Below are 18,612 nucleotides of genomic sequence, written 5' to 3' on the forward strand. Positions count from 1 at the left end.
TATGCTCATTCCCTTTAGAGAACCCGGCTTGTTCAACGTAACGCTGAACACCACCGAGGACTGCAACCTCAGGTGCACCTACTGCTATGAGGTGCACAAGAGAAGAAGGACGCTTTCGATGGAGGATGCAAAGGCCTTCATCGACCACATCCTCACCGACCCCGATCCTGCAGGGCTACTCGATGATCCTGATCCGGTCTTCCGCAAGGCATACCAAAAGGGGCTCGTCGTCGATTTCATCGGTGGCGACAGCTTCATGGATGTGCCGTTTTTGGACGAGATCTGCTCATACACGCTGGCCAAGGTGATGACCACCGACACCCCCAATGCCAGGAACTGGCGGGGGAAGCTCCATTTCTCCATCTCAACCAATGGCACGCTTTTCTCCGAGCAGGCCCGCCGGTTCTGCGAGAAGTACAAGGACCTGTTGCTGGTGGGTATATCGCTGGATGGCTGTCCTGAGATCCATGATGCAAACCGGGTGTTCCCCGATGGGAGTGGATCCTTGGGGAGCATCATCCGCCATTGGCCGTGGTATAAGAAGACCTTCCCGATCCAGTCGATGCAGACCAAGTCCACCGCGAACCGTCAGAGCATCCCTCATCTCTATGACTCATTGGTTTATTTGCATGAACAGCTGGGAATCAGGTACATCAACCAGAACTTCATCATGGAGGACACCGGATGCACCCAAGCCGACTATGATGAGTTGGACCGTCAGATGGAAAAGTGCACCGCCTATGTGCTTAAGCATCGCGACGATCTGTTTTGGAGCATGCTCAGCAAGGAGCAGTTCGGCTACGCACACCTGTCCACAGGACCTGACTGGGACTGTACCGGCCACTGCGGAAGCGGAGCCATGCCTGCCCTTTCGGTGGACGGTAGGATCTATCCGTGCATCAGATGGCTGCCGCATACCCAAATCGACAAGGCAGAGTTCATCGTCGGGACCGCCAAGGAAGGGTTCACCCACAAGGAGAACTTTCTGAGAGTGCGCGAAGGCGCCTATCGCTCCAATTGCTCACTCGATGAAAAGTGCAGGACCTGCGAGGTGGAAAGTGCCTGTTCATACTGCATCGGAGGTTGCTATTCGGAGTTCGGCGAATTCAGGCGGACGACCTACATCTGCGAGATAACCAAGCTGCTGGTCAAATGGGCCAGACGGTACTGGGACGAGTACAACCGGCTTGAGGGATTGGAACCGATCGACTGGGCTGTTGAAGCAATGGAGAAAGGGAACCGGCATGGAATCATGTAGAATGAGTCATTTCAGAAATTCTTTTTTTAGGGATTTCATGTTTCTAGTTAATCATTGAATCACCGTCTACAACCCTTAATCAACTACCGTATTGCGTACTCAATGGTCACGAAACAAATCATCAAGAAATGATACTGAGGGATTGATTATATTTTCGCGGTGTTCATCAATTGAGAATTTAGGGAGCCCATTTTTCAAAGGATTGAGGTCGTTGATCTTTGACTGTGCCCATTCCATCCATTTTGAAATTTCACTATCCGGCTCTGCAGCTTGGTCTTGTGCTTGATTTTTGACATACTCAACATAATTTTGAATTTTCTTCATCTGGCTATAAGCCTCAGAGTCTGCAATTAGCTTCTCATATCGTTTTGCATCAAGTCTCTTTAATCGTTCTTCCTCAAGCTTTCTGGCTTGTTCCAATTTCAATCTTTGTTCTCGCTCAAGAGCCAGGATAGTTTCATTGCTACTTTGTATTGCGACATAAATGAAACCCAACATTATTTCTTTGATTGAAGCCTCGATGAGTTGCTTGCCTCGATCCTCCCAGGATTGATACACCCTCTTGCCATCATTAATTGATAAAAGCAATCGGCTAGTAGCGGTAGGGATGTATCTATATTTTGGTACTCTCCCATAATGGTGGTCCTCTTCATATGCCTTCCGCTCTTTTTCAGTCAATGGAAATCTCTTATTGGTGACAGGCTCAATAATGGCGAAGTATATTCTTTGCCCAAACAGATTCACAAACATACGAGCGTGGGGTGAGACATCTTCCTTTTCAATCGAAAAATCCCATCGCCGTCCCTTAAAACATTGAAGAAGAGTTTCCATCAAGAGGCCAGCTCTCAAAGCGCAACTTTCAGTGACATCGATTGCCAATTTACTGCTATTGGTATTTGATGGTAGAGCAGTTTTGTTCCTTGTCTGTGATAATAGAAATTTCTTGACCATAGGACTGGTTATATCTTGCTCGGACACAATCATCATTGTTTTTCTAGTTTGTTCGGCCTGTAATGTTTTGGAAACAATCTCCTGGATTTCTTTGTCTTTTATCTCAATCTCTGGATTGTTGAAAATAGCAGAACGCTCTTTTTCTGCTTTTCTACGTCTTTCAAGATCATCAAGGGATGATTGATTCTTCCATAGCTCATACCTGGTGAATTCCACTTCAGGCAAAGGTATCTTCTTGATTGACTGCCCAAGGCTGACTTTTCTCCAATAACCTCTTGGCGGTACGGGAACTTTGAGTCTTTCACATAGCTTGGCAAGTCCTCTTCCCGATATTCCAAACTCTTCGGCCAATTTCATCATTGGTTTTGACCAAACAGCACTATACAAATCCTCACGTGATTTGATTTCCTCAGCCATCCCATTCCCTCCATAATCAGACATCAGGTTTACTAATGCTTGAGTCTATTTCTTCTTTCTTGGATTTCCTTAATAGTCACTTGCCTTCCATTACCATCAAAGTAATTTCCATTATCAGATCTCCAGAAAACCAAGTCATTCGGATAGTCTGGGTTATCATTATGCCGAATTCCGTTGATTGAAAAATGCAATGCTTGTTCAACCGAGGGATAACTATGCAAATCCCGATAAGGATCAAATTGGTCTGGACCCCAGAACGCATAGTTGCACTTACCGGTAAACATAATATTCGTTCACATGTGCTCATTGTGGCAGGTATTATAGAATGTTTAAATTAGTAAGTGAAGCTTCCAAAAAATGGTGGAGTTGAAGATTATCAGAGGATCGGATAACGGTACTGATACCATTGATTCAGAACTACACATCGATTGACAGTCCGCGTCCATGCCACCTGCCACCGACGATGTTTCCACTCCCCCCGTAAGCCGCTGTTTCATATTGTTGACCGTGATGAACGAGGAAGAACTGTTCATCAAGATAAGTCCGAGCTTTTTCAGTAGCGCATATATTTTATTGACAAAGCACTTTATGAATTATAGCATTTGAACGAATCAGCTCAAAGCTATACTTAACTTCTTAGTTTGCTTTGGGCTACCTCTATTTTTAAGGAGAACTGTATGAGAGAGAGATGTCAACGCTGTGGCAATAATTATGGGGACATAAGATTCAGGGAGGAGGAGGAACTACCAGAAAATGAAAAAACAGGATTTTTCTGTGAGGATTGCTTCAAACCCATGTTCTTTAATGTAGTCAGTTGAAAAAACCTAAGGAATCAGAATAAATCATTGCAATAATATGAATAAAACCATGTAAGGGGGTTGACTTTTCTTCGTTGAAGTAGTTAGATAAACATACTACAGCAAGAAAGGAGACCAAGCCGTGTACATCAACATCGACAAGCGCAACGGAGCCGTCGCCGAGGTAACGTCCTACCGGGAACCTGGATGCAAATACCCCAAACAGCGCAAGGTGTACATAGGCAAGATGGACGAACAGGGCGCCTTCGTGCCCAACAAGTTCTTCATCGAACGGTCAAGGAAGGAAGAACTCCAGGCCGAAGTGGAAAAGCTGCAGAAAGAGCTGGACGGCATGGACCGGGGGATCAGGAAGCAGCAGAAGGAGATGCAGGCCCTCTCCTCAGTTGTCTGCTCGGTCTCCGGGAAGAAGAAAGCCGGCCTCACCCATGCACTGGGGCACATCGCCGAGACAAAAGGGTTCGTGCAGGCGCTGCAGGGTGTCTTCGGCGGGGATTCGGCCAAGAAGATACTCTCCCTCTCCTATTATGTGCTCGCCACCAGGAACGAGGCCCTTGACGACTTCTGCTATTTTGACGCCTCGCATGAGCATCCCTACGGCTCGGACATCGGCAGCAGCGAAAGCAGCGCCGTCCTTGCATCGATAAAGCCCGAGCATGTCAACGGGTTTTTCAAGGCGATGCGCGACGCAGGTCCTTCCAGGAGCAAGGAGGACCATTTCTGCGCCTTCGACGGGACCGCCTTCAGCTCGTATTCAAACAATCTGTCCGAGGTTGAGGTTTCAAGGGGCAAACAGGACCCGGACCTGAGGCATTTCGCCATGGCAGCGGTGTACAGCAGCAACGAGGGCAGGTGCGCCTACTACCGGCTGTACCGGGGGAACATACCCGACATCAAGACCATCGACAACTTCGTCGACGTGACCAAGGCGATGGGGTACAACTTCCGAAGAATGGTCCTGGACAGGGGGTACTGCAGCTACAGCAACCTCCATCGGCTGTACCATGAGTGCCGATACGAGGTGATCATGTGCATGAAGTCCAACATGTCGGTGTACAAGGATGCTCTGCAGACAACGCGCGGGACCTTCGAGGCCGACAGCACCTGCTATCTGGCGGAGCATGCTGTGTATGGCAAGACCGTCAAGCAGAGCATTGTCCTAACCGACAACCTCGGAGTCGAACACCCGACCACTGCGTACGTACATGTCTACTACAACAGGCTGAAGGCTGCCGAACAGGAGCCCAAGCTGTACAGGGACCTGGAGGACTCCATCGCCGAGCTGACCGAGAAGGTGCAGAAGAAGGAACTGTCCGTCAGCGATGCACAGAAGAGGTTGTTTTCCTGCAAGCAGAAGGCCCTGGTTTCAGTGCGCAAGACCGGCAACAGCAGGTGCGTCTTCGAGATGGATTGCAAGAAGGTCGACGGGGCTGCCGGCAAGCTAGGCTATTTCGTACTGCTGAGTACGGAGAATCTCACCGCCGCCCAGGTGCTGGACATCTACCGGTCAAAGGATGGGGTGGAGCGGGTGTTCAACAACGTGAAGAACGACATCGGGTTCGACCGCCCTGCCGTGAAGACCGATGCCACCCTCGAGGGCAAGGTGTTCATAGTCATGCTTGCAGGCATGCTTTCCACAATCATCCGCAACGCCATGCGTGCCCACCGGAAGGAACTGACCCGAAAGATGACCTACGGCAAGCTGGTAAAGGAACTGGAATGCATGTACAGCTTCACCATCAAGGGCAAGACACAGTGGTGTGAGATATCAGAGAAGCAGGCAATGATCTTGAGATGCCTGGGTGTTCCCTTACCGGTGAAATCGCAGGATGTTCAGGCTCAACTGGTGAAAAAGCGCGGCCCGAAACCCAAAGCAAGATAATCTTTTCGCACTACATTAAAGAACATGGGTTCAAATATCTGAAGCGCAAATGGTGGGAGAATGAAAAATTAGCATATATGTTTGACAACGAGGGAAATAGAGCGGATAGTCCTGACTATAATCCTGACGATGCTTGGTTTGAAAATGATGAGTAAGTTTTCATAAACCGACTCTTCTTAGGGTAGAGAAAACGAGTAGCACCAAGCATTCATATCGAATTTGGGCTACCTCTTATCCTAAACGCAGATGAGCTGTCATACAGAACAATACAGCCGAAAGGTATAAACGGCTCTACTAGAATGAACTGTTCCTGACTTTGGGAAAATGTATTTTTTACCAAGAAGTTCAAAGCCGTATCCATCCATCAGGGGCTCCTCGCTCCCTGCACCCGTGTAAATGGTTGAATGTATGAATAGTTGAATAGCTCATCAGAAAGCCCTCACAGGGATAACCCTGAATTCGAGGTCTCGTGAGTTGGCGTTCTGCCCTCCATTGCGGAAATTCTGGAGCCACGCGTAGTAGCCGCTGTACTCCGAAGAACTCCAGTAGTACCCGGATTCAGATAAGACCTCTTGGTAATTTCCTCTGAGATTATGGCTGAGATCATAGTATAGCATCAGTTCATCCTTACTCGGTAGAAACCAGTCGTCATACGTCACCCCATCCTTAATCACAACGAGATCGGCACAAACCTTCGCCGCATAGTCAGCTTTGAATTTATGTGGTTCGGAGTTGCCAAACCTTGCCACTATCTTCTCAGTATTGCTCTTTCCCGTTCCGATTGCTGTTTCGGTCCCCTTTACAGTTATATACATTCCTCCCCACACTTTCTCACTGAATTCATGGCTTGCGGAGGCAGCCTCCAGATACCGCCACCCATCGCTGTTTGAGCCCTTGTCGTAGAAGATAACACCTCCCGCTGGGCCAACATCGCCAATGATATAATAGTCTCTCCAATTCGCATATAAAATCATGTCTGATAATATTTTATCACTTTCAAAATCCCACGGTATCGAATACCCTGTATCTTTATACCATCCTTCAAACACATATCCTTTTTTATATGGAATTGCGGGTTCGGCTATGGTTGAACCTGGGGAAATGTTGGATATTGGATTGATAGAGCTCCCACCACTACTATCAAATTTTACGGATTTCAACCTAATCCATTTCGCATATAATTTCACAGGTTCCGACTTATCCCATGTTTTCAGACTTTCCATCGTATCGGAATAATATGCAGTCCCTCTCCCGTCCATATCATCAAAATATCCATCAAATATATATCCACTCCGAGTCGGTGCGCTTGCAGATGGCATAGAGACCCCATAACCCACAGTTATACTCCCTGTTCCTCCAGAACCTCCTTGGGAATCAAGAGTCACGGAGTAATCATTCACCCTCCACTTTGCATAAAGCGTCATATCATCAAGCAGGACATCATTTTTGAAATCCCATGCCAGACCATATTGTGCATCATTATACCATCCTTCAAAGGAATAGCCTTTTCTGGAGGGTTTCGCAGGCTCTCCGATGACGGAACCAAAGGTTTGTCCAGTCAAGTCAGGTGTGTCAGCCCCATTGAAGGCAACCCTCAGGCCTGAACGTATTGATAACAAAACCTCTTTCGGCTCTGTAGGCATTTCTTGGAACATTCCTGAAATTGGCAGCTTATAACTTATGACCTTCCCTTCAAATCCGAAATCAGTGACTGAGATGTAAACGGTTTCAGAACCCTGAAAGAATTTTCTCCGCTCCTCTTCGTTTTCTCCGAAGGTTACCCAGAACTCCAGAACCTCGTTGTATGCATCCACTTTCTTCGCACGCACGACAGGATGATTGCCGACACGCAGGAAATCTCCCTTGTCATTGTCGAGGAACATGTACTCAAAGAATCTTGGATCGATAGTGAATGAACTCGAGCCGATTAATTCATCATTCCTCTCATACCTGAGGAAAACCAGAAAAATCCCACTCATCTCTTGCTGGCGGTCCAAGGCTTTCGTCTGTAACTCAAGCCTGCTTGCCATCTGCGGGGTGCTGTACCGCTTGTTCTTCATGTCAGGATACTCGCTCAGTACATATGTCTCGCTCAGCAAAGGCACTGCTGTAAGTTGCAGCGGTCCGTTTTTCAGGGTGAACGGCTGTACAACTTGTTGGAAATAGGTCGAAACGGAATCCCTTCTCTCAAGGATTGTCCTCGCATACGTCGTGTTTTCATTCACCCCGCCCCCAAAAAGACTCAGGCCGGCCAAACAAAATATTACAGCAGTTAGAATCCAAATCTTCTTCATATATTAATATTCCCCCTCTGACCTAATGATTTAACTTTTTCAAATTCCGTAATAATCTCATTTCCTTAACAATCCCTTTACCGCCGGTAGATCTGACCTTATCTATCACTTTTGTTAGCATAATCGGCAATCCTTCTATTTCTTGACTGGATGAACTTCGAGACGTGGTGTTTATACTCCAGATAGTCACTGGTATCGCGAAATGTGAGAGGGGTTGCAAAACCGTCGAATCCTGTCATCGACTACCGATTGACGCATCACGTTTCCAGGTGCTTACGTTTCAATTTTTCCAATAGATTACCTACCTTTTCTCTCTGCTGGACTTCCCCTTGAATATCCAATGAAAACCCCATCGAGAGTACCGATCCCTCCTTACACTCTGGAGGCAATTCTTCTTTTGGTATGTGCAGCTCAACCTCTTGTGGCCCCACCAACACCACCGCATATGTCTCTTCGAATCGGTCTATCACTGCACGCATATTCATCGCTCCTCCGTGTCAACATAAGCTAGGCCTTGTTGTATGATATCTCTGACCCTGCTGGGCCCTATTCCGGGTATTCTTGCCAAATCCTCCAAGGAAGTAAACGGGCGTAGTGAAATCAACGATCGCGCCCTGACATCATCGATATGAACGATATTCTTCAGCTGTGACGTATCAGCACTATTGATTCCAATACGATATAATGGAAAGGTATCCTCAACTGCTTTTTGTGACTCGATCATAAAGGTATTCCCATCAGTACGAATAATTATATGACCATGCATATCTGTACGGTACAAATCCACATGCTGTGCTGCCAATCGTGCAATCACAAGATCATGAGGATGCCCATAGGTGTTCCCTTCTCCCACTGAAAATATGGCCACTTCTGGTCTCACCTGAGAAAGAAATTCTGAGCTCGTACTGGTGGAACTCCCATGATGACCAACTTTCAAGATGGTACTTGCAAGGTTTTGACCAGATCGTTCCAAAATCGCTCTTTCCGATACTTGCTCTGCATCTCCGGTGAAAAGAAAGCTGATTTTGTGATAGATGAGATGAATCACGATTGAGGAATTGTTCAGGTCTGTTGCCGCAGGTTGCGTTGGATGGAGTACGTGCAGGAGCATATCCCCGTATGATCTCTTCAATCCCGTATCAGCTACGGTAAAGCGGATGTTTTTCCTATCGATCACGGTGAGGTAATCCTCAAAGGTTTTAGAGGTGTGCACCACTGCGGGATCCATCACCTCATGTACAGAAAGCTGCTCCAAAACTGGGATCAAGCCTCCGATATGGTCAGCGTGGGCATGGGTACCAACCACGAGATCAAGTTTCTGAACACCAAGTGATGAAAGATAATCCAGAACGGTGGTATTGCGATTTCCCCCATCGATGAGAACAGCATGATTGGTAGATCGAATAAGAATCGCATCTCCCTGCCCTACATCGATGAAATGAACCTCCACATAGCCATCCTGAACGGATTGAACAGAAGCTCCCAGCGTGAGCATGCACAGAAGAAGAAAAACCATCAGCGTCATGATTCTAATTATTTTATGCATGCCATATCCTTCGTTTAACAAGTACCGGCCTCCATTGTCATTCTAAGTGAACCACACAGAAAAAGCCAATGGAAAACTTTTTTTAAAGAAATTGGAGCAAAACACTCTCCTGTGTTCATGAAACTCAATGAGTTGAAGAATAGAGAAAACGTCCCTTCTTCATAGCTATTGCAGTATCTTCCACCTGTGGAAAATTACCAAACTTTTCTCTTTATAACGTTTTATCAAGTTGACTTACATCCCTCTTGCAGGAATGTATAGACCAACAAATTAAACGAGGAGAAGGTAATGACTGATCAACAATCAACGCAGATTACGAACATGAGAGAAAGTGGATTGGGATATTCTACGATTGCAAACCAAATAGGGCTTCCAAAGGAATGCGTAAAATCTTATTGCAGGACTCACGGACTTACGGGCAGGAGATCTTCCTCTCATGTGGATAAGGAAGCCGGTAGCAACACTTGCCGAACTTGTGGGAGATACTTGCAGCACACTCCTGGAAAGAGGAAGAAACAGTACTGCTCGGATGCTTGCCGTATGGATTGGTGGAATGCGCATCAGGACAAGGTGAAGCGAAAAGCGTACTATTCGTTCACTTGCGCCCAATGTGGTAAGACCTTCAGCTCATACGGAAATGCAAAAAGAGTCTACTGCAGCCATTCTTGCTATATCACGGCTCGTTTTTCCAAGGGGGAAAAGTAGCAGGGGCCCCGAACTTCGATTAAGGAAACGAACCTTAAATCAGTTGCTAGGAATTTTGTTGAAACTATCCAAGAGATATTATTTTTTGGGATAGTGTTTGGCCGGTTTTTACCGGCCAATCTTTTTAATTACTTCCAGTAATTGCCATACAAAGTAAGTGTTTTTGAGCATCTCCCAACCTCCAATTTAAAAATCCAATAATTCCTGCAGATTACTCCAATGTAGTTCATCAGAGTAAGCCAGAAAAATTGGAGTAGAAGAATGACGATAATTCTCTTGTTCACTTGCCATTCAGGGTCTTCAAAAAACTTCAGGGGTACGGTTCTCCGGTATCAAGCAGGAGAACACAATGACTGAAAAAGAAACTACACAAATCACTGAAATGAGAAATGATGGTCTGGGATACACCACCATCGCATCAAGGCTCGGGTTATCCAAGGATTGTGTCCGTTCCTTCTGTAGGACTCACAATCTCAGGGGTAGGAGATCTCCCAGCCATGTTCCTCAAGATCTTGGAAAAGATTATTGCAAAACCTGTGGTAAACGGTTGGAGCATACCCCCGGCAAAAGGAAGAAACAGTACTGCTCGGATGGCTGTCGCATGGACTGGTGGAATGCCCATCAGGATCAGGTGAAGCGTAAGGCCTTCTACCAATTCACCTGCGTTTGCTGCGGCAAATCATTTTCGGCATATGGGAATGCCAAACGCAGTTACTGCAGCCACGAGTGCTATATCAAAACAAGGTTCAAGAAGGAAGTAAGCAGATGACAAAAGAGCAGTTCAAGGCAGAGGCCGATTACCAGTTGGCTCTTTTGCTCATCAAGAATCTGTTTGCTCAGGGCCTGTTGACTGACGAGGAATTCAAGACTGTCCAAGGAAAACTCATTGTTAGATACCAGCCAATAATCGGCAATCTATCTCCTTGATATGACTTGATTTAATCTCAATTCGTAGGGATGTATAGACCAAGGAGGAACCAGTGAGAACAGTTAAGCTGATACAAAAACCAAAGCAACCGGCAACCAAAAACCGAAAAAAACGAGTTGCAGCCTATGCAAGGGTCTCTACGGTACATGAACGACAAGAGCATTCTCTTGAATCCCAGGTCGATCATTACAAGAGACTGATTCAAGCTAATCCTGAATGGGAATACCAGGGGATCTACATTGATGATGGCATCTCCGGAACACAGATAACAGGCAGAACGCAATTCCAAGAACTCATCACCAAATGCGAGCAAGGCATGATTGACATTGTCCTGACGAAATCGATATCGCGATTTGCCAGAAATACGGTCGACTTGCTTGAGACTGTAAGGCGGTTGAAGGAACTCAACATCGATGTCAGGTTCGAGAAAGAAAATATTGAAACAATCTCGAGTACAGGAGAATTGCTTCTGACCGTCTTGGCATCATTTGCTCAAGAGGAAAGCAGAAGTACTTCTGAAAACCTCAGGTGGGGGGTCCGGAAACGTTACGAGAAGGGAATCAGCCTTCACCACCGCGTCTATGGATACCGGTGGACCGGCAAGGAGCTCGTCATTGAACCAACGACCGCAAAGGTAGTGAGAAAGATATTCAGGGATTATCTGAAGGGAAAGTCGATGAAACGTATTGCTGACGAACTGAACAATCGTTCCATCCCACACTTTGGAAAACCTTTCAATGATGTGGCAATACATACCATTCTACACAACGAGCGTTATATCGGTGATACCTTGCTCCAGAAAACATATTGCATGGATTTCATGTCCCAACCACGAAAGAAGAATCGCGGGGAGCATCCCATGTACTATGTCGAGGATACGCACCCACCGATCATCAAGCGGGAAATATTCGAAGCCGTCTCGAGAGAGATTGACCGTCGAAGAGAACTCGGGGTGTACAACATGCCCAAGGTGAGTCGGCGTTGTTTCACCGGTAAAATCATCTGCGAGAAATGCGGAAACAACTATATCCGGACCTACAAGACACCAACCAATGCGAATTGGAGATGCAAATCCAACCGAAGAGATGGAATCAAAGGATGCAGGAGCATCGGTATCAATGAGGAACAGTTGAAGATTCTGTCCAATTTCATGTTGGGGCTCGACGAGTTTGATGAGCAAGCCTTTTACAAAGAGGTGGATCACATCTCCGGTGATGGAGAGGGATCATATACCTTCCATTTTTGTGATGGACGGCAAATCAACCGGTTCTGGCCATCCCGGGAAAAAGCCTATAAGGCAGCAATCGACAGAAGAAGAAAAACCAATGACAACGGAGCGCATGCATGGCAAAGGTAAGGATAATTCCAGCAAAGAAGATCATAACAAACAATCGCAACAACCCCCATTCAACGAAAAGAAGGGTCGCCGGCTATGCCCGGGTTTCGACTGACAGTGATGAACAGTTCACCAGTTATGAAGCCCAGATCGAGTACTATACCGAATTCATAAAGAGTCGTCCTGATTGGGAATTCATCAAGGTCTATACCGATGAAGGCGTGAGTGGGACCAGCACCAATCGCAGGGAAGGCTTCAAGCAGATGATAAACGATGCCCTGTTGGGAGAGATTGATCTTATCGTCACCAAATCGGTCAGCCGATTTGCCAGAAATACCGTAGACAGCCTGACCACCATTCGCATGCTCAAGGAGAAGAATGTCGAATGCTACTTCGAAAAAGAAAACATTTGGACCTTCGACGGTAAAGGTGAATTATTGATAACCATCATGAGTTCGATCGCACAGGAAGAAAGCCGGTCGATCTCCGAAAACACCACATGGGGTAAGCGAAAGCAAGCCAAGGATGGTAAGGTTTCAGTTCCCTACAGCAACTTCCTTGGGTATGACAAAGGGCCTGATGGAAACATGGTCGTGAATGAGGAACAAGCTGAATTGGTAAGACTCATCTACGCTCTGTTCCTTCAGGGAAAGAGCCCGAATGGGATCGCCGAGATTCTCACCGAGAAAAACATCCCCTCACCCGGACGAGGGAAACAATGGGTTTCTTCCTGTATCAAGAGCATCCTACAGAATGAGAAATATATCGGGGATGCCTTGTTGCAAAAAAGCTTCACTGTAGACTTCCTCACCCATAAGCAGAAGGTGAACGAAGGAGAGGTACCACAGTACTATGTGGAAGACCATCATGAACCGATCGTATCCAAAGAAATGTTTGCTCTAGTCCAGACCGAGATGAAACGGCGCGATGGGATGCCTGGCAGACGAAACCGCCGGAGAATGCTTTCAGGACGAATCCTCTGTGCCCAGTGCGGATCTTGGTTTGGAGAGAAGAAATGGCATCCAAACAGCAAATATCAGAAAGTGGTTTGGCAATGCAATGGGAAATATGATAAGGCACACTCCCAATGTACCTCAGGCAACTTGATAGAACAGGATGTCCAGAGAATGTTCGTGGTAGCGGTCAACAGACTACTGAAGGATTCATCCAGCATTCTTGAAACACAGAAACTTGTCTACGATACGGTTTTCGATACCGCTGGTCTGGAAAGGGAAAGGACGGCACTCATAGCTGACATGAGTGTTACAGCCGAACTCATGGAGCGAATGTCGAGTGGACAACCCAGCTCAAGATCCAATGGATATACCCATACTCAAGAGTATCAAGCACTACAGATACGTTATGAGCAGGCTGAGAAACGTAAGGAGGAGCTCGACAGTACTATCCAGGACAAGGTAGCCAAAAAGGCACTGGCAACTTCATTTTTCGATAATCTCAAGAAGCAGAATAGCCAGGTCGTGCGTTTTGATGAGGACCTATGGAGCGGACTGGTTGATCATCTCAAGGTACATTCTCCAAATGATGTCCGATTCATCTTCCGCGATGGATCTGAAATCAAGGTTGACTTATCCGAAGAGGAAAAGAAACGCCCTCCTCTCACAGAGAAACAGATGACTGAGATCAGCAGTCTTCGGCGAGAGGGAATGTCTTATGCGAAGATCGGAGAAAAGCTGAATCTTCCTCGTGGACAGGTTCGCAGCTTCTGCCTTTCCAGAACTTCGGAAAATGAGGCTGCTGTACATGAAGAAGGAGAGGATGTGCTCTGCAAGACCTGCGGGAAAGAGCTTGAACATACCCCTGGTTTTAGGAAAAAGATTTTTTGTTCGGACGGATGCAGGCAGGATTGGTGGAATCGGTATGCAAAATTCAAAGCTGGCGAAGGGCGGGCCACAAACAAAGTTATTTGTCAAAACTGTGGTGAGAAGTTCGTGGCCTATGGCACCAAACGAAAATATTGCAGCCGAAAGTGCTATTCCGAGCACAGGGGGCAAGAAGGAGATTCAAAGGACTGACCTCTGTTTTTTAGAAAAATCATGAAAGGCAGGTTTTGCATCAGCATTGCCTGCCTTCAGTTATCTGATTGCTTGCTATCGTGCATCTGAGGGTTTGTCTTCCAAATGGATAATCAGACAGCCTTTCTGGCATTGGACATTGATTTCCTGACCAACAGAAAAACCAAGCTGTTCAAGCCATTTCCCCTGCAATCTTATTGCTGGAACAGCCTGGTATTTATAGCCGCTTTGGGCACAGATCTTCAGCTTGCGGTGTGTTTTAGTCTCCAAACGATATTGTTTGATGGTGCCAAAACGTGGCTCAGGATAGGTGATTTCATCAAGCACGTTATCAAGATTACTCCGATCCGATCTCGAGTGAAGATCCAACATTGAAAAGAATTGCCTCAATTCATCATCTTGATAATTCATGGCGACCTCCCCTACTTAAGCCATAGCAATACACAGTTAACTCGTTACAATATATAAAGTTAGAAATACAAACGTCCAACAGCACTGAATTCAGATTATTCATGCCTGCCTCCGAACACTCCCCAGCTTCTGATCCCTATCAGGCACAGGCCTGATTATCGAGGTACGTTTCATGGGGGTGTTCAACAAGGTAGGCATATCCCTGACAGTTTTGCTTCAAGAGGAGTGAAGACTTTCAATTCTGCTGACTACTCAATTGTGTCAAGTTTTACCAAAGTCACGCACACTCGTATCCTCAACAATACCGTTGATTCTTATACCAATTGGTTTTGGGGTTTGGTTGTTTTCCTTGTATTTGTCACAGCCTTTTTGAAGCTGTAATAGGTGCTCTTTCGGACCTTGTTGCCGTGCTCATCGATCTCGATGTTGGAGTGCTTCGCCTTGAGTTTCTGCACACGCTTGAATCGTCGCTCATGGATGATTGGGAGGTGATGATTGCGTGACCGATGAACCTCGAACCGAAATGACATCATAGAGAAACAAAGCAAAATTGATACTGAGGTCGTACTGATGGATAGTAAGCGGGCGATAAATCCCAATTTGAAACGAGAATACTTCCTGTTGATACTCACTGGCTTACATCCAGTGAGTATTCGGAGTCCTATCAGGGAAATGGTATCCGGCTCAGCTATGTATCAGCATTCAGGCCAAGAGAGGCAAAATCGCCTATTCAGCCAAAGCGACTCATTGTTTCTACAATCTCAATAGTGTTCTTTCCCTTGCCTTTAGCTGCATACCTTGGATATGACGTTTTTGGTTTGATGCTCACTTCTTAAGACAGTCTACTTCCAGGACACTTGTCCCAGCTCTTCGGAGCCTAAGAGGAAATCGGGAATGTAGATTTGCCGGATTCCTTCGTAATCATTGTAGGGCAGCCTATCCATCGACAGGATGTACTTCGGATAGTTGTCATTCACAGCATTCAAGCTGCGTAACTCCCGCTCCCTGGTCGACTCTTCCAACATGGATGCACAAACTTGGATATAGCATTTTTCGTCCTGTCTTTCTATGATGAAATCTATCTCGAAATCTAGGTACTTCCCTGTCGAGACCTCGTACCCTCTTCGTATCAATTCCAGATACACCACATTTTCCAAGGAGGAACCATAATCCTTAAGCATGGGACCAACCAGTGCATTGCGAAGCCCTAGATCGACGATATAGAACTTATGGTTGGTTTTCATGAGGTTCTTACCCTTGATATCGTACCGCCCTGCCCTGTAGAAAATGAAGGCCTCCTCAAGTAAACCAAGATAGTTGTCTATGGTATCGAGGGTGACTTTCCTGCCCGTACTGGTCAGGTAATGGGCAATTTTCGAAGCCGTAAGCTGCTGGCCAATATTCGAAGCCAAGAAAGCAATCACTTTGCGAAGCATATCGATATCCCGAATCTGAGCAAACGTTGCGATGTCCTTCACGATGATGGTATTCACCACCCCATCCAGATATTCATTCACAATGTTTGCATTGGAAGGCAGGTCCAGAAGACCTGGCAAGCCTCCTCTTCTCATATACTGATTCAAGGCTTCCACAGGATCGGACATGCCATAGGCATTCATGAACTCCTTGAAGGAAAACGGCATCATCTTTATTTCAACATATCGACCCGACAACCGTGTAGCAAGCTGCCCAGACAGAAGCTTCGCATTAGATCCGGTTATATATACATCATTGCTGCGTTTCAACCGCAACGAGTTCACTGCATCTTCCCACTCTTCAACCATCTGGATTTCATCGAGCAATATGTATGTCTTCCCAGTTTTGGAAACCCGCTCGGTTACCCATGTATGCAATCCAGCTGCAGTTCGGATTGAACGAAAATCAAATCCCTCGAAGTTGATGTGAATGATTGAAGACGAGGCAACGCCCTGGTGTTGCAGATATTCATGGAACAAGTCCATCAGGCCCGATTTTCCCGAACGCCTCACACCGGTGATAATTTTGACCAACTGGGGAGTATCCTTGTACATGGAGATATGTTCTAGATGGACCTGTCTTTCTACCATAATTCAATTATAATCGAATTTTTTTATATAGCAAGAGCAAAATTCGATTATAGTCGATTCTTATGTGTATTTTTTTGGCTGTTTTAAGAATCAGTGACTATGACACTCTGTGTCACACTTGATGCAATACACTGTCATCAGGAGTACAGCGGGGAGGAGGTTCCTATCTCAGATCCATCAACATGGCCAGGCCTACATCGGAGGAGATCATGAACCTGCACCCGCACATTGAGGAGAAAACCTATATATGGACCGATGACTGCCCGTCTTACAACAAGCTGATCGCGGCTCTTGAAAGCGGCAGCAAAGTGGTCTCGAGCTACAAGGACTACGACAGGGTCAATCATCTCAACAACGTCTACAGCTTTCACTCCCTGATCGAGCGATGGTACAACAAGATGGGTGGGGTTGCCTCCAAGTACGTCAACAGGTATGCAGCTCTCTTCAATATCAAGTTCCAGGTCGGCAGGATGGATCCAACCGAGGCTCTTCTGCTGGGGAAATCAAGGTCAACAGCTTTGTGACAATCGAGAGGCTCAAGCAAGAAAAGCTGTTCAGTCCTCCTGAATTGAGATGGGAAGCAGGAAAAACAACATGAAGTCACTATTTGTTAAAAACAGCCTAGCCTTATTGGAAAGACAAACTGAGTGAGCTTTACCCAGCTGGACAGCACACCAAGATACCGGCATCATGGAACAAAGGAGTCAGTCATGAATCAACACAAAGGATCCTGTCTTTGTGGGAAAGTCACATTCGAAGTACGAGGTGATTTTCAGAGTTTCTACCTCTGCCATTGCAGATTTTGTCGCAAGGACACCGGGTCGGCACACGCTGCAAACCTATTTGCTCCTTCTGCTACCCTGCATTGGCTTACGGGAGAGCACCTGGTCAAAACCTTCGATTACCAAGCAAGCGGACATATAAAAAGTTTCTGCAAAGAATGCGGTTCGGCCCTGCCAAACGTCCAACAAGACGGATCGCTCGTAGTGGTTCCGGCAGGCTGTCTCGATTCCGAAGTACCCATCCGACCCAACGCCCATATCTTTGCTGCCGATAAAGCAAATTGGGATCATGACCTTCAGCATATCCATGTTTTTGACGGGCTTCCAGAATAATCCCGGCATTTTGCCCATCTGAGACTCATTCTGCTTTATTTCTGAATTCATGGAGGCTTTATGAACAATTGGTTTACCATCGATGAGATCGAATCGGACACATGCATACTCAGTGAGTACCGCCACTGGGAGGAGACGCATTGCTATCTTCTCAATGGTTCAACCTACAGCCTGCTCATCGATACCGGACTGGGTATATGCGATATCCATGAACAGGTTATGAAGTTGACAAGCAAACCGGTCATCGCAGTCGCAACGCATATTCACTGGGACCATATCGGAGGGCACCGTTATTTCCCGGAGTTCTATGCCCATTCTGACGAATTGAACTGGCTCAACGGTGAATTTCCTCTCACCCTGGAACAAATCAAGCAGATGGTTGTCGACCGCTGTGATCTGCCGCAGGGTTACGATGTGAACACCTACGAGTTTTTCCAGGGGACTCCAACCAGAATTCTCCGCGATGGAGATGCTATCGATCTTGGAGGCCGGATCATCAAGGTGCTGCATACTCCAGGACACTCTCCCGGACACATGTGTTTCTGGGAGGAGGATAGGAAATACTTGTTCACAGGCGACCTTGTGTATAAGGACACTCTCTTCGCCTACTACCCTTCCACCGATCCCCAAGCCTACCTTGCTTCCCTTCGGAAGATTGCAGCATTGCCGGTGAAACGGGTATTGCCTGCCCACCATTCACTTGATATCCACCCAGAAATCCTGATCCGAATGCGTAATGCTTTTGGAGATTTGGACAGAGAGGGAAGGCTCAAACACGGAACCGGCATCTGCAGGTATGGCGATTGGGCTGTGTGGTTGTAGGGAACTGTCATACTCATATCTCGTGATGGATTC

At 46.6% G+C, this 18,612-nt stretch carries 16 protein-coding genes; 9 read left to right on the plus strand and 7 right to left on the minus strand.

Annotation, left to right across the window (positions count from 1 at the left end):
• Position 1 precedes the first annotated feature (1 nt).
• Complete coding sequence (locus tag MUG09_RS11220) at positions 2 to 1,258, plus strand: radical SAM protein (RefSeq protein ID WP_244771516.1); 1,257 nt, start codon at positions 2 to 4, stop codon at positions 1,256 to 1,258.
• 99 nt (positions 1,259 to 1,357) lie between these two features.
• On the opposite strand, the gene MUG09_RS11225 is transcribed toward MUG09_RS11220, so the two are convergent.
• Positions 1,358 to 2,626, minus strand: coding sequence for a hypothetical protein (locus MUG09_RS11225; protein ID WP_244771517.1), 1,269 nt, complete (start codon positions 2,624 to 2,626; stop codon positions 1,358 to 1,360).
• 939 nt (positions 2,627 to 3,565) lie between these two features.
• Between MUG09_RS11225 and MUG09_RS11230 the strand changes: the two genes are divergently transcribed.
• Entirely contained in the window at positions 3,566 to 5,323 is a 1,758-nt protein-coding gene (locus MUG09_RS11230; protein ID WP_244771518.1) for an IS1634 family transposase, read from the plus strand.
• A 428-nt stretch (positions 5,324 to 5,751) separates the two neighbouring features.
• Here the strand turns inward: MUG09_RS11230 and MUG09_RS11235 are convergent, their stop codons facing one another.
• The 3 genes from MUG09_RS11235 to MUG09_RS11245 form a co-directional block, all read right to left on the minus strand.
• On the minus strand, positions 5,752 to 7,617 hold the full coding sequence (locus MUG09_RS11235) for an InlB B-repeat-containing protein (protein WP_244771519.1): 1,866 nt from the start codon (positions 7,615 to 7,617) through the stop codon (positions 5,752 to 5,754).
• A gap of 257 nt (positions 7,618 to 7,874) precedes the next feature.
• Entirely contained in the window at positions 7,875 to 8,102 is a 228-nt protein-coding gene (locus MUG09_RS11240; RefSeq protein ID WP_244771520.1) for a DUF3006 domain-containing protein, read from the minus strand.
• Positions 8,099 to 9,163, minus strand: a complete 1,065-nt coding sequence (locus tag MUG09_RS11245) for an MBL fold metallo-hydrolase (RefSeq protein WP_244771521.1) — start codon at positions 9,161 to 9,163, stop codon at positions 8,099 to 8,101. The genes MUG09_RS11240 and MUG09_RS11245 overlap by 4 nt, the downstream gene beginning before the upstream one ends.
• Positions 9,164 to 10,365: 1,202 nt before the next feature.
• Here MUG09_RS11245 and MUG09_RS11250 point away from each other — a divergent pair.
• The 4 genes from MUG09_RS11250 (at position 10,366) to MUG09_RS11265 (ending at position 14,165) form a co-directional block, all read left to right on the plus strand.
• Complete coding sequence (locus tag MUG09_RS11250) at positions 10,366 to 10,503, plus strand: hypothetical protein (RefSeq protein WP_244771522.1); 138 nt, start codon at positions 10,366 to 10,368, stop codon at positions 10,501 to 10,503.
• A gap of 130 nt (positions 10,504 to 10,633) precedes the next feature.
• Complete coding sequence (locus MUG09_RS11255; RefSeq protein ID WP_244771523.1) at positions 10,634 to 10,795, plus strand: SHOCT domain-containing protein; 162 nt, start codon at positions 10,634 to 10,636, stop codon at positions 10,793 to 10,795.
• Between the two features lie 53 nt (positions 10,796 to 10,848).
• Complete coding sequence (locus MUG09_RS11260) at positions 10,849 to 12,153, plus strand: recombinase family protein (RefSeq protein ID WP_244771524.1); 1,305 nt, start codon at positions 10,849 to 10,851, stop codon at positions 12,151 to 12,153.
• The gene (locus MUG09_RS11265; protein ID WP_244771525.1) at positions 12,141 to 14,165 is read left to right on the plus strand and encodes a recombinase family protein; all 2,025 of its coding nucleotides are present in this window, start codon (positions 12,141 to 12,143) and stop codon (positions 14,163 to 14,165) included. Before MUG09_RS11260 ends, MUG09_RS11265 begins: the two co-directional genes overlap by 13 nt.
• A gap of 75 nt (positions 14,166 to 14,240) precedes the next feature.
• Here the strand turns inward: MUG09_RS11265 and MUG09_RS11270 are convergent, their stop codons facing one another.
• From MUG09_RS11270 to MUG09_RS11280, 3 genes are all read right to left on the minus strand, one after another.
• Positions 14,241 to 14,576 (minus strand): SymE family type I addiction module toxin, encoded by a 336-nt coding sequence (locus MUG09_RS11270; RefSeq protein ID WP_244771526.1) that lies wholly within the window; start codon positions 14,574 to 14,576, stop codon positions 14,241 to 14,243.
• A 314-nt stretch (positions 14,577 to 14,890) separates the two neighbouring features.
• On the minus strand, positions 14,891 to 15,109 hold the full coding sequence (locus MUG09_RS11275; protein ID WP_244771527.1) for a hypothetical protein: 219 nt from the start codon (positions 15,107 to 15,109) through the stop codon (positions 14,891 to 14,893).
• A gap of 309 nt (positions 15,110 to 15,418) precedes the next feature.
• A complete protein-coding gene (locus MUG09_RS11280) occupies positions 15,419 to 16,642 on the minus strand; it encodes an ATP-binding protein (protein ID WP_244771528.1) in 1,224 nt (407 codons plus the stop codon).
• A 209-nt stretch (positions 16,643 to 16,851) separates the two neighbouring features.
• On the opposite strand from MUG09_RS11280, the gene MUG09_RS11285 reads away from it, so the two are divergent.
• From MUG09_RS11285 to MUG09_RS11295, 3 genes are all read left to right on the plus strand, one after another.
• Positions 16,852 to 17,166, plus strand: coding sequence for a transposase (locus MUG09_RS11285; protein WP_244771529.1), 315 nt, complete (start codon positions 16,852 to 16,854; stop codon positions 17,164 to 17,166).
• A gap of 186 nt (positions 17,167 to 17,352) precedes the next feature.
• Entirely contained in the window at positions 17,353 to 17,757 is a 405-nt protein-coding gene (locus tag MUG09_RS11290) for a GFA family protein (RefSeq protein ID WP_244771530.1), read from the plus strand.
• A gap of 60 nt (positions 17,758 to 17,817) precedes the next feature.
• Positions 17,818 to 18,579 carry an MBL fold metallo-hydrolase gene (locus MUG09_RS11295; RefSeq protein WP_244771531.1) on the plus strand — a complete coding sequence of 254 codons (762 nt, stop codon included), beginning with the start codon at positions 17,818 to 17,820 and terminating at the stop codon, positions 18,577 to 18,579.
• Positions 18,580 to 18,612: the final 33 nt, after the last annotated feature.

It is taken from the genome of Sphaerochaeta associata (assembly GCF_022869165.1).
Taxonomy (GTDB): domain Bacteria; phylum Spirochaetota; class Spirochaetia; order Sphaerochaetales; family Sphaerochaetaceae; genus Sphaerochaeta; species Sphaerochaeta associata.

Excerpts from the sequence above, each read along its gene's own strand:
- MUG09_RS11220 (WP_244771516.1), top strand. The coding sequence starts at position 2 with ATGCTCATTCCCTTTAGAGAACCCGGCTTGTTCAACGTAACGCTGAAC.
- MUG09_RS11225 (WP_244771517.1), bottom strand. The coding sequence starts at position 2,626 with ATGGCTGAGGAAATCAAATCACGTGAGGATTTGTATAGTGCTGTTTGG.
- MUG09_RS11235 (WP_244771519.1), bottom strand. The coding sequence starts at position 7,617 with ATGAAGAAGATTTGGATTCTAACTGCTGTAATATTTTGTTTGGCCGGC.
- MUG09_RS11240 (WP_244771520.1), bottom strand. The coding sequence starts at position 8,102 with ATGAATATGCGTGCAGTGATAGACCGATTCGAAGAGACATATGCGGTG.
- MUG09_RS11245 (WP_244771521.1), bottom strand. The coding sequence starts at position 9,163 with ATGCATAAAATAATTAGAATCATGACGCTGATGGTTTTTCTTCTTCTG.
- MUG09_RS11250 (WP_244771522.1), top strand. The coding sequence starts at position 10,366 with ATGTTCCTCAAGATCTTGGAAAAGATTATTGCAAAACCTGTGGTAAAC.
- MUG09_RS11255 (WP_244771523.1), top strand. The coding sequence starts at position 10,634 with ATGACAAAAGAGCAGTTCAAGGCAGAGGCCGATTACCAGTTGGCTCTT.
- MUG09_RS11265 (WP_244771525.1), top strand. The coding sequence starts at position 12,141 with ATGGCAAAGGTAAGGATAATTCCAGCAAAGAAGATCATAACAAACAAT.
- MUG09_RS11270 (WP_244771526.1), bottom strand. The coding sequence starts at position 14,576 with ATGAATTATCAAGATGATGAATTGAGGCAATTCTTTTCAATGTTGGAT.
- MUG09_RS11275 (WP_244771527.1), bottom strand. The coding sequence starts at position 15,109 with ATGATGTCATTTCGGTTCGAGGTTCATCGGTCACGCAATCATCACCTC.
- MUG09_RS11280 (WP_244771528.1), bottom strand. The coding sequence starts at position 16,642 with ATGGTAGAAAGACAGGTCCATCTAGAACATATCTCCATGTACAAGGAT.
- MUG09_RS11285 (WP_244771529.1), top strand. The coding sequence starts at position 16,852 with ATGAACCTGCACCCGCACATTGAGGAGAAAACCTATATATGGACCGAT.
- MUG09_RS11290 (WP_244771530.1), top strand. The coding sequence starts at position 17,353 with ATGAATCAACACAAAGGATCCTGTCTTTGTGGGAAAGTCACATTCGAA.
- MUG09_RS11295 (WP_244771531.1), top strand. The coding sequence starts at position 17,818 with ATGAACAATTGGTTTACCATCGATGAGATCGAATCGGACACATGCATA.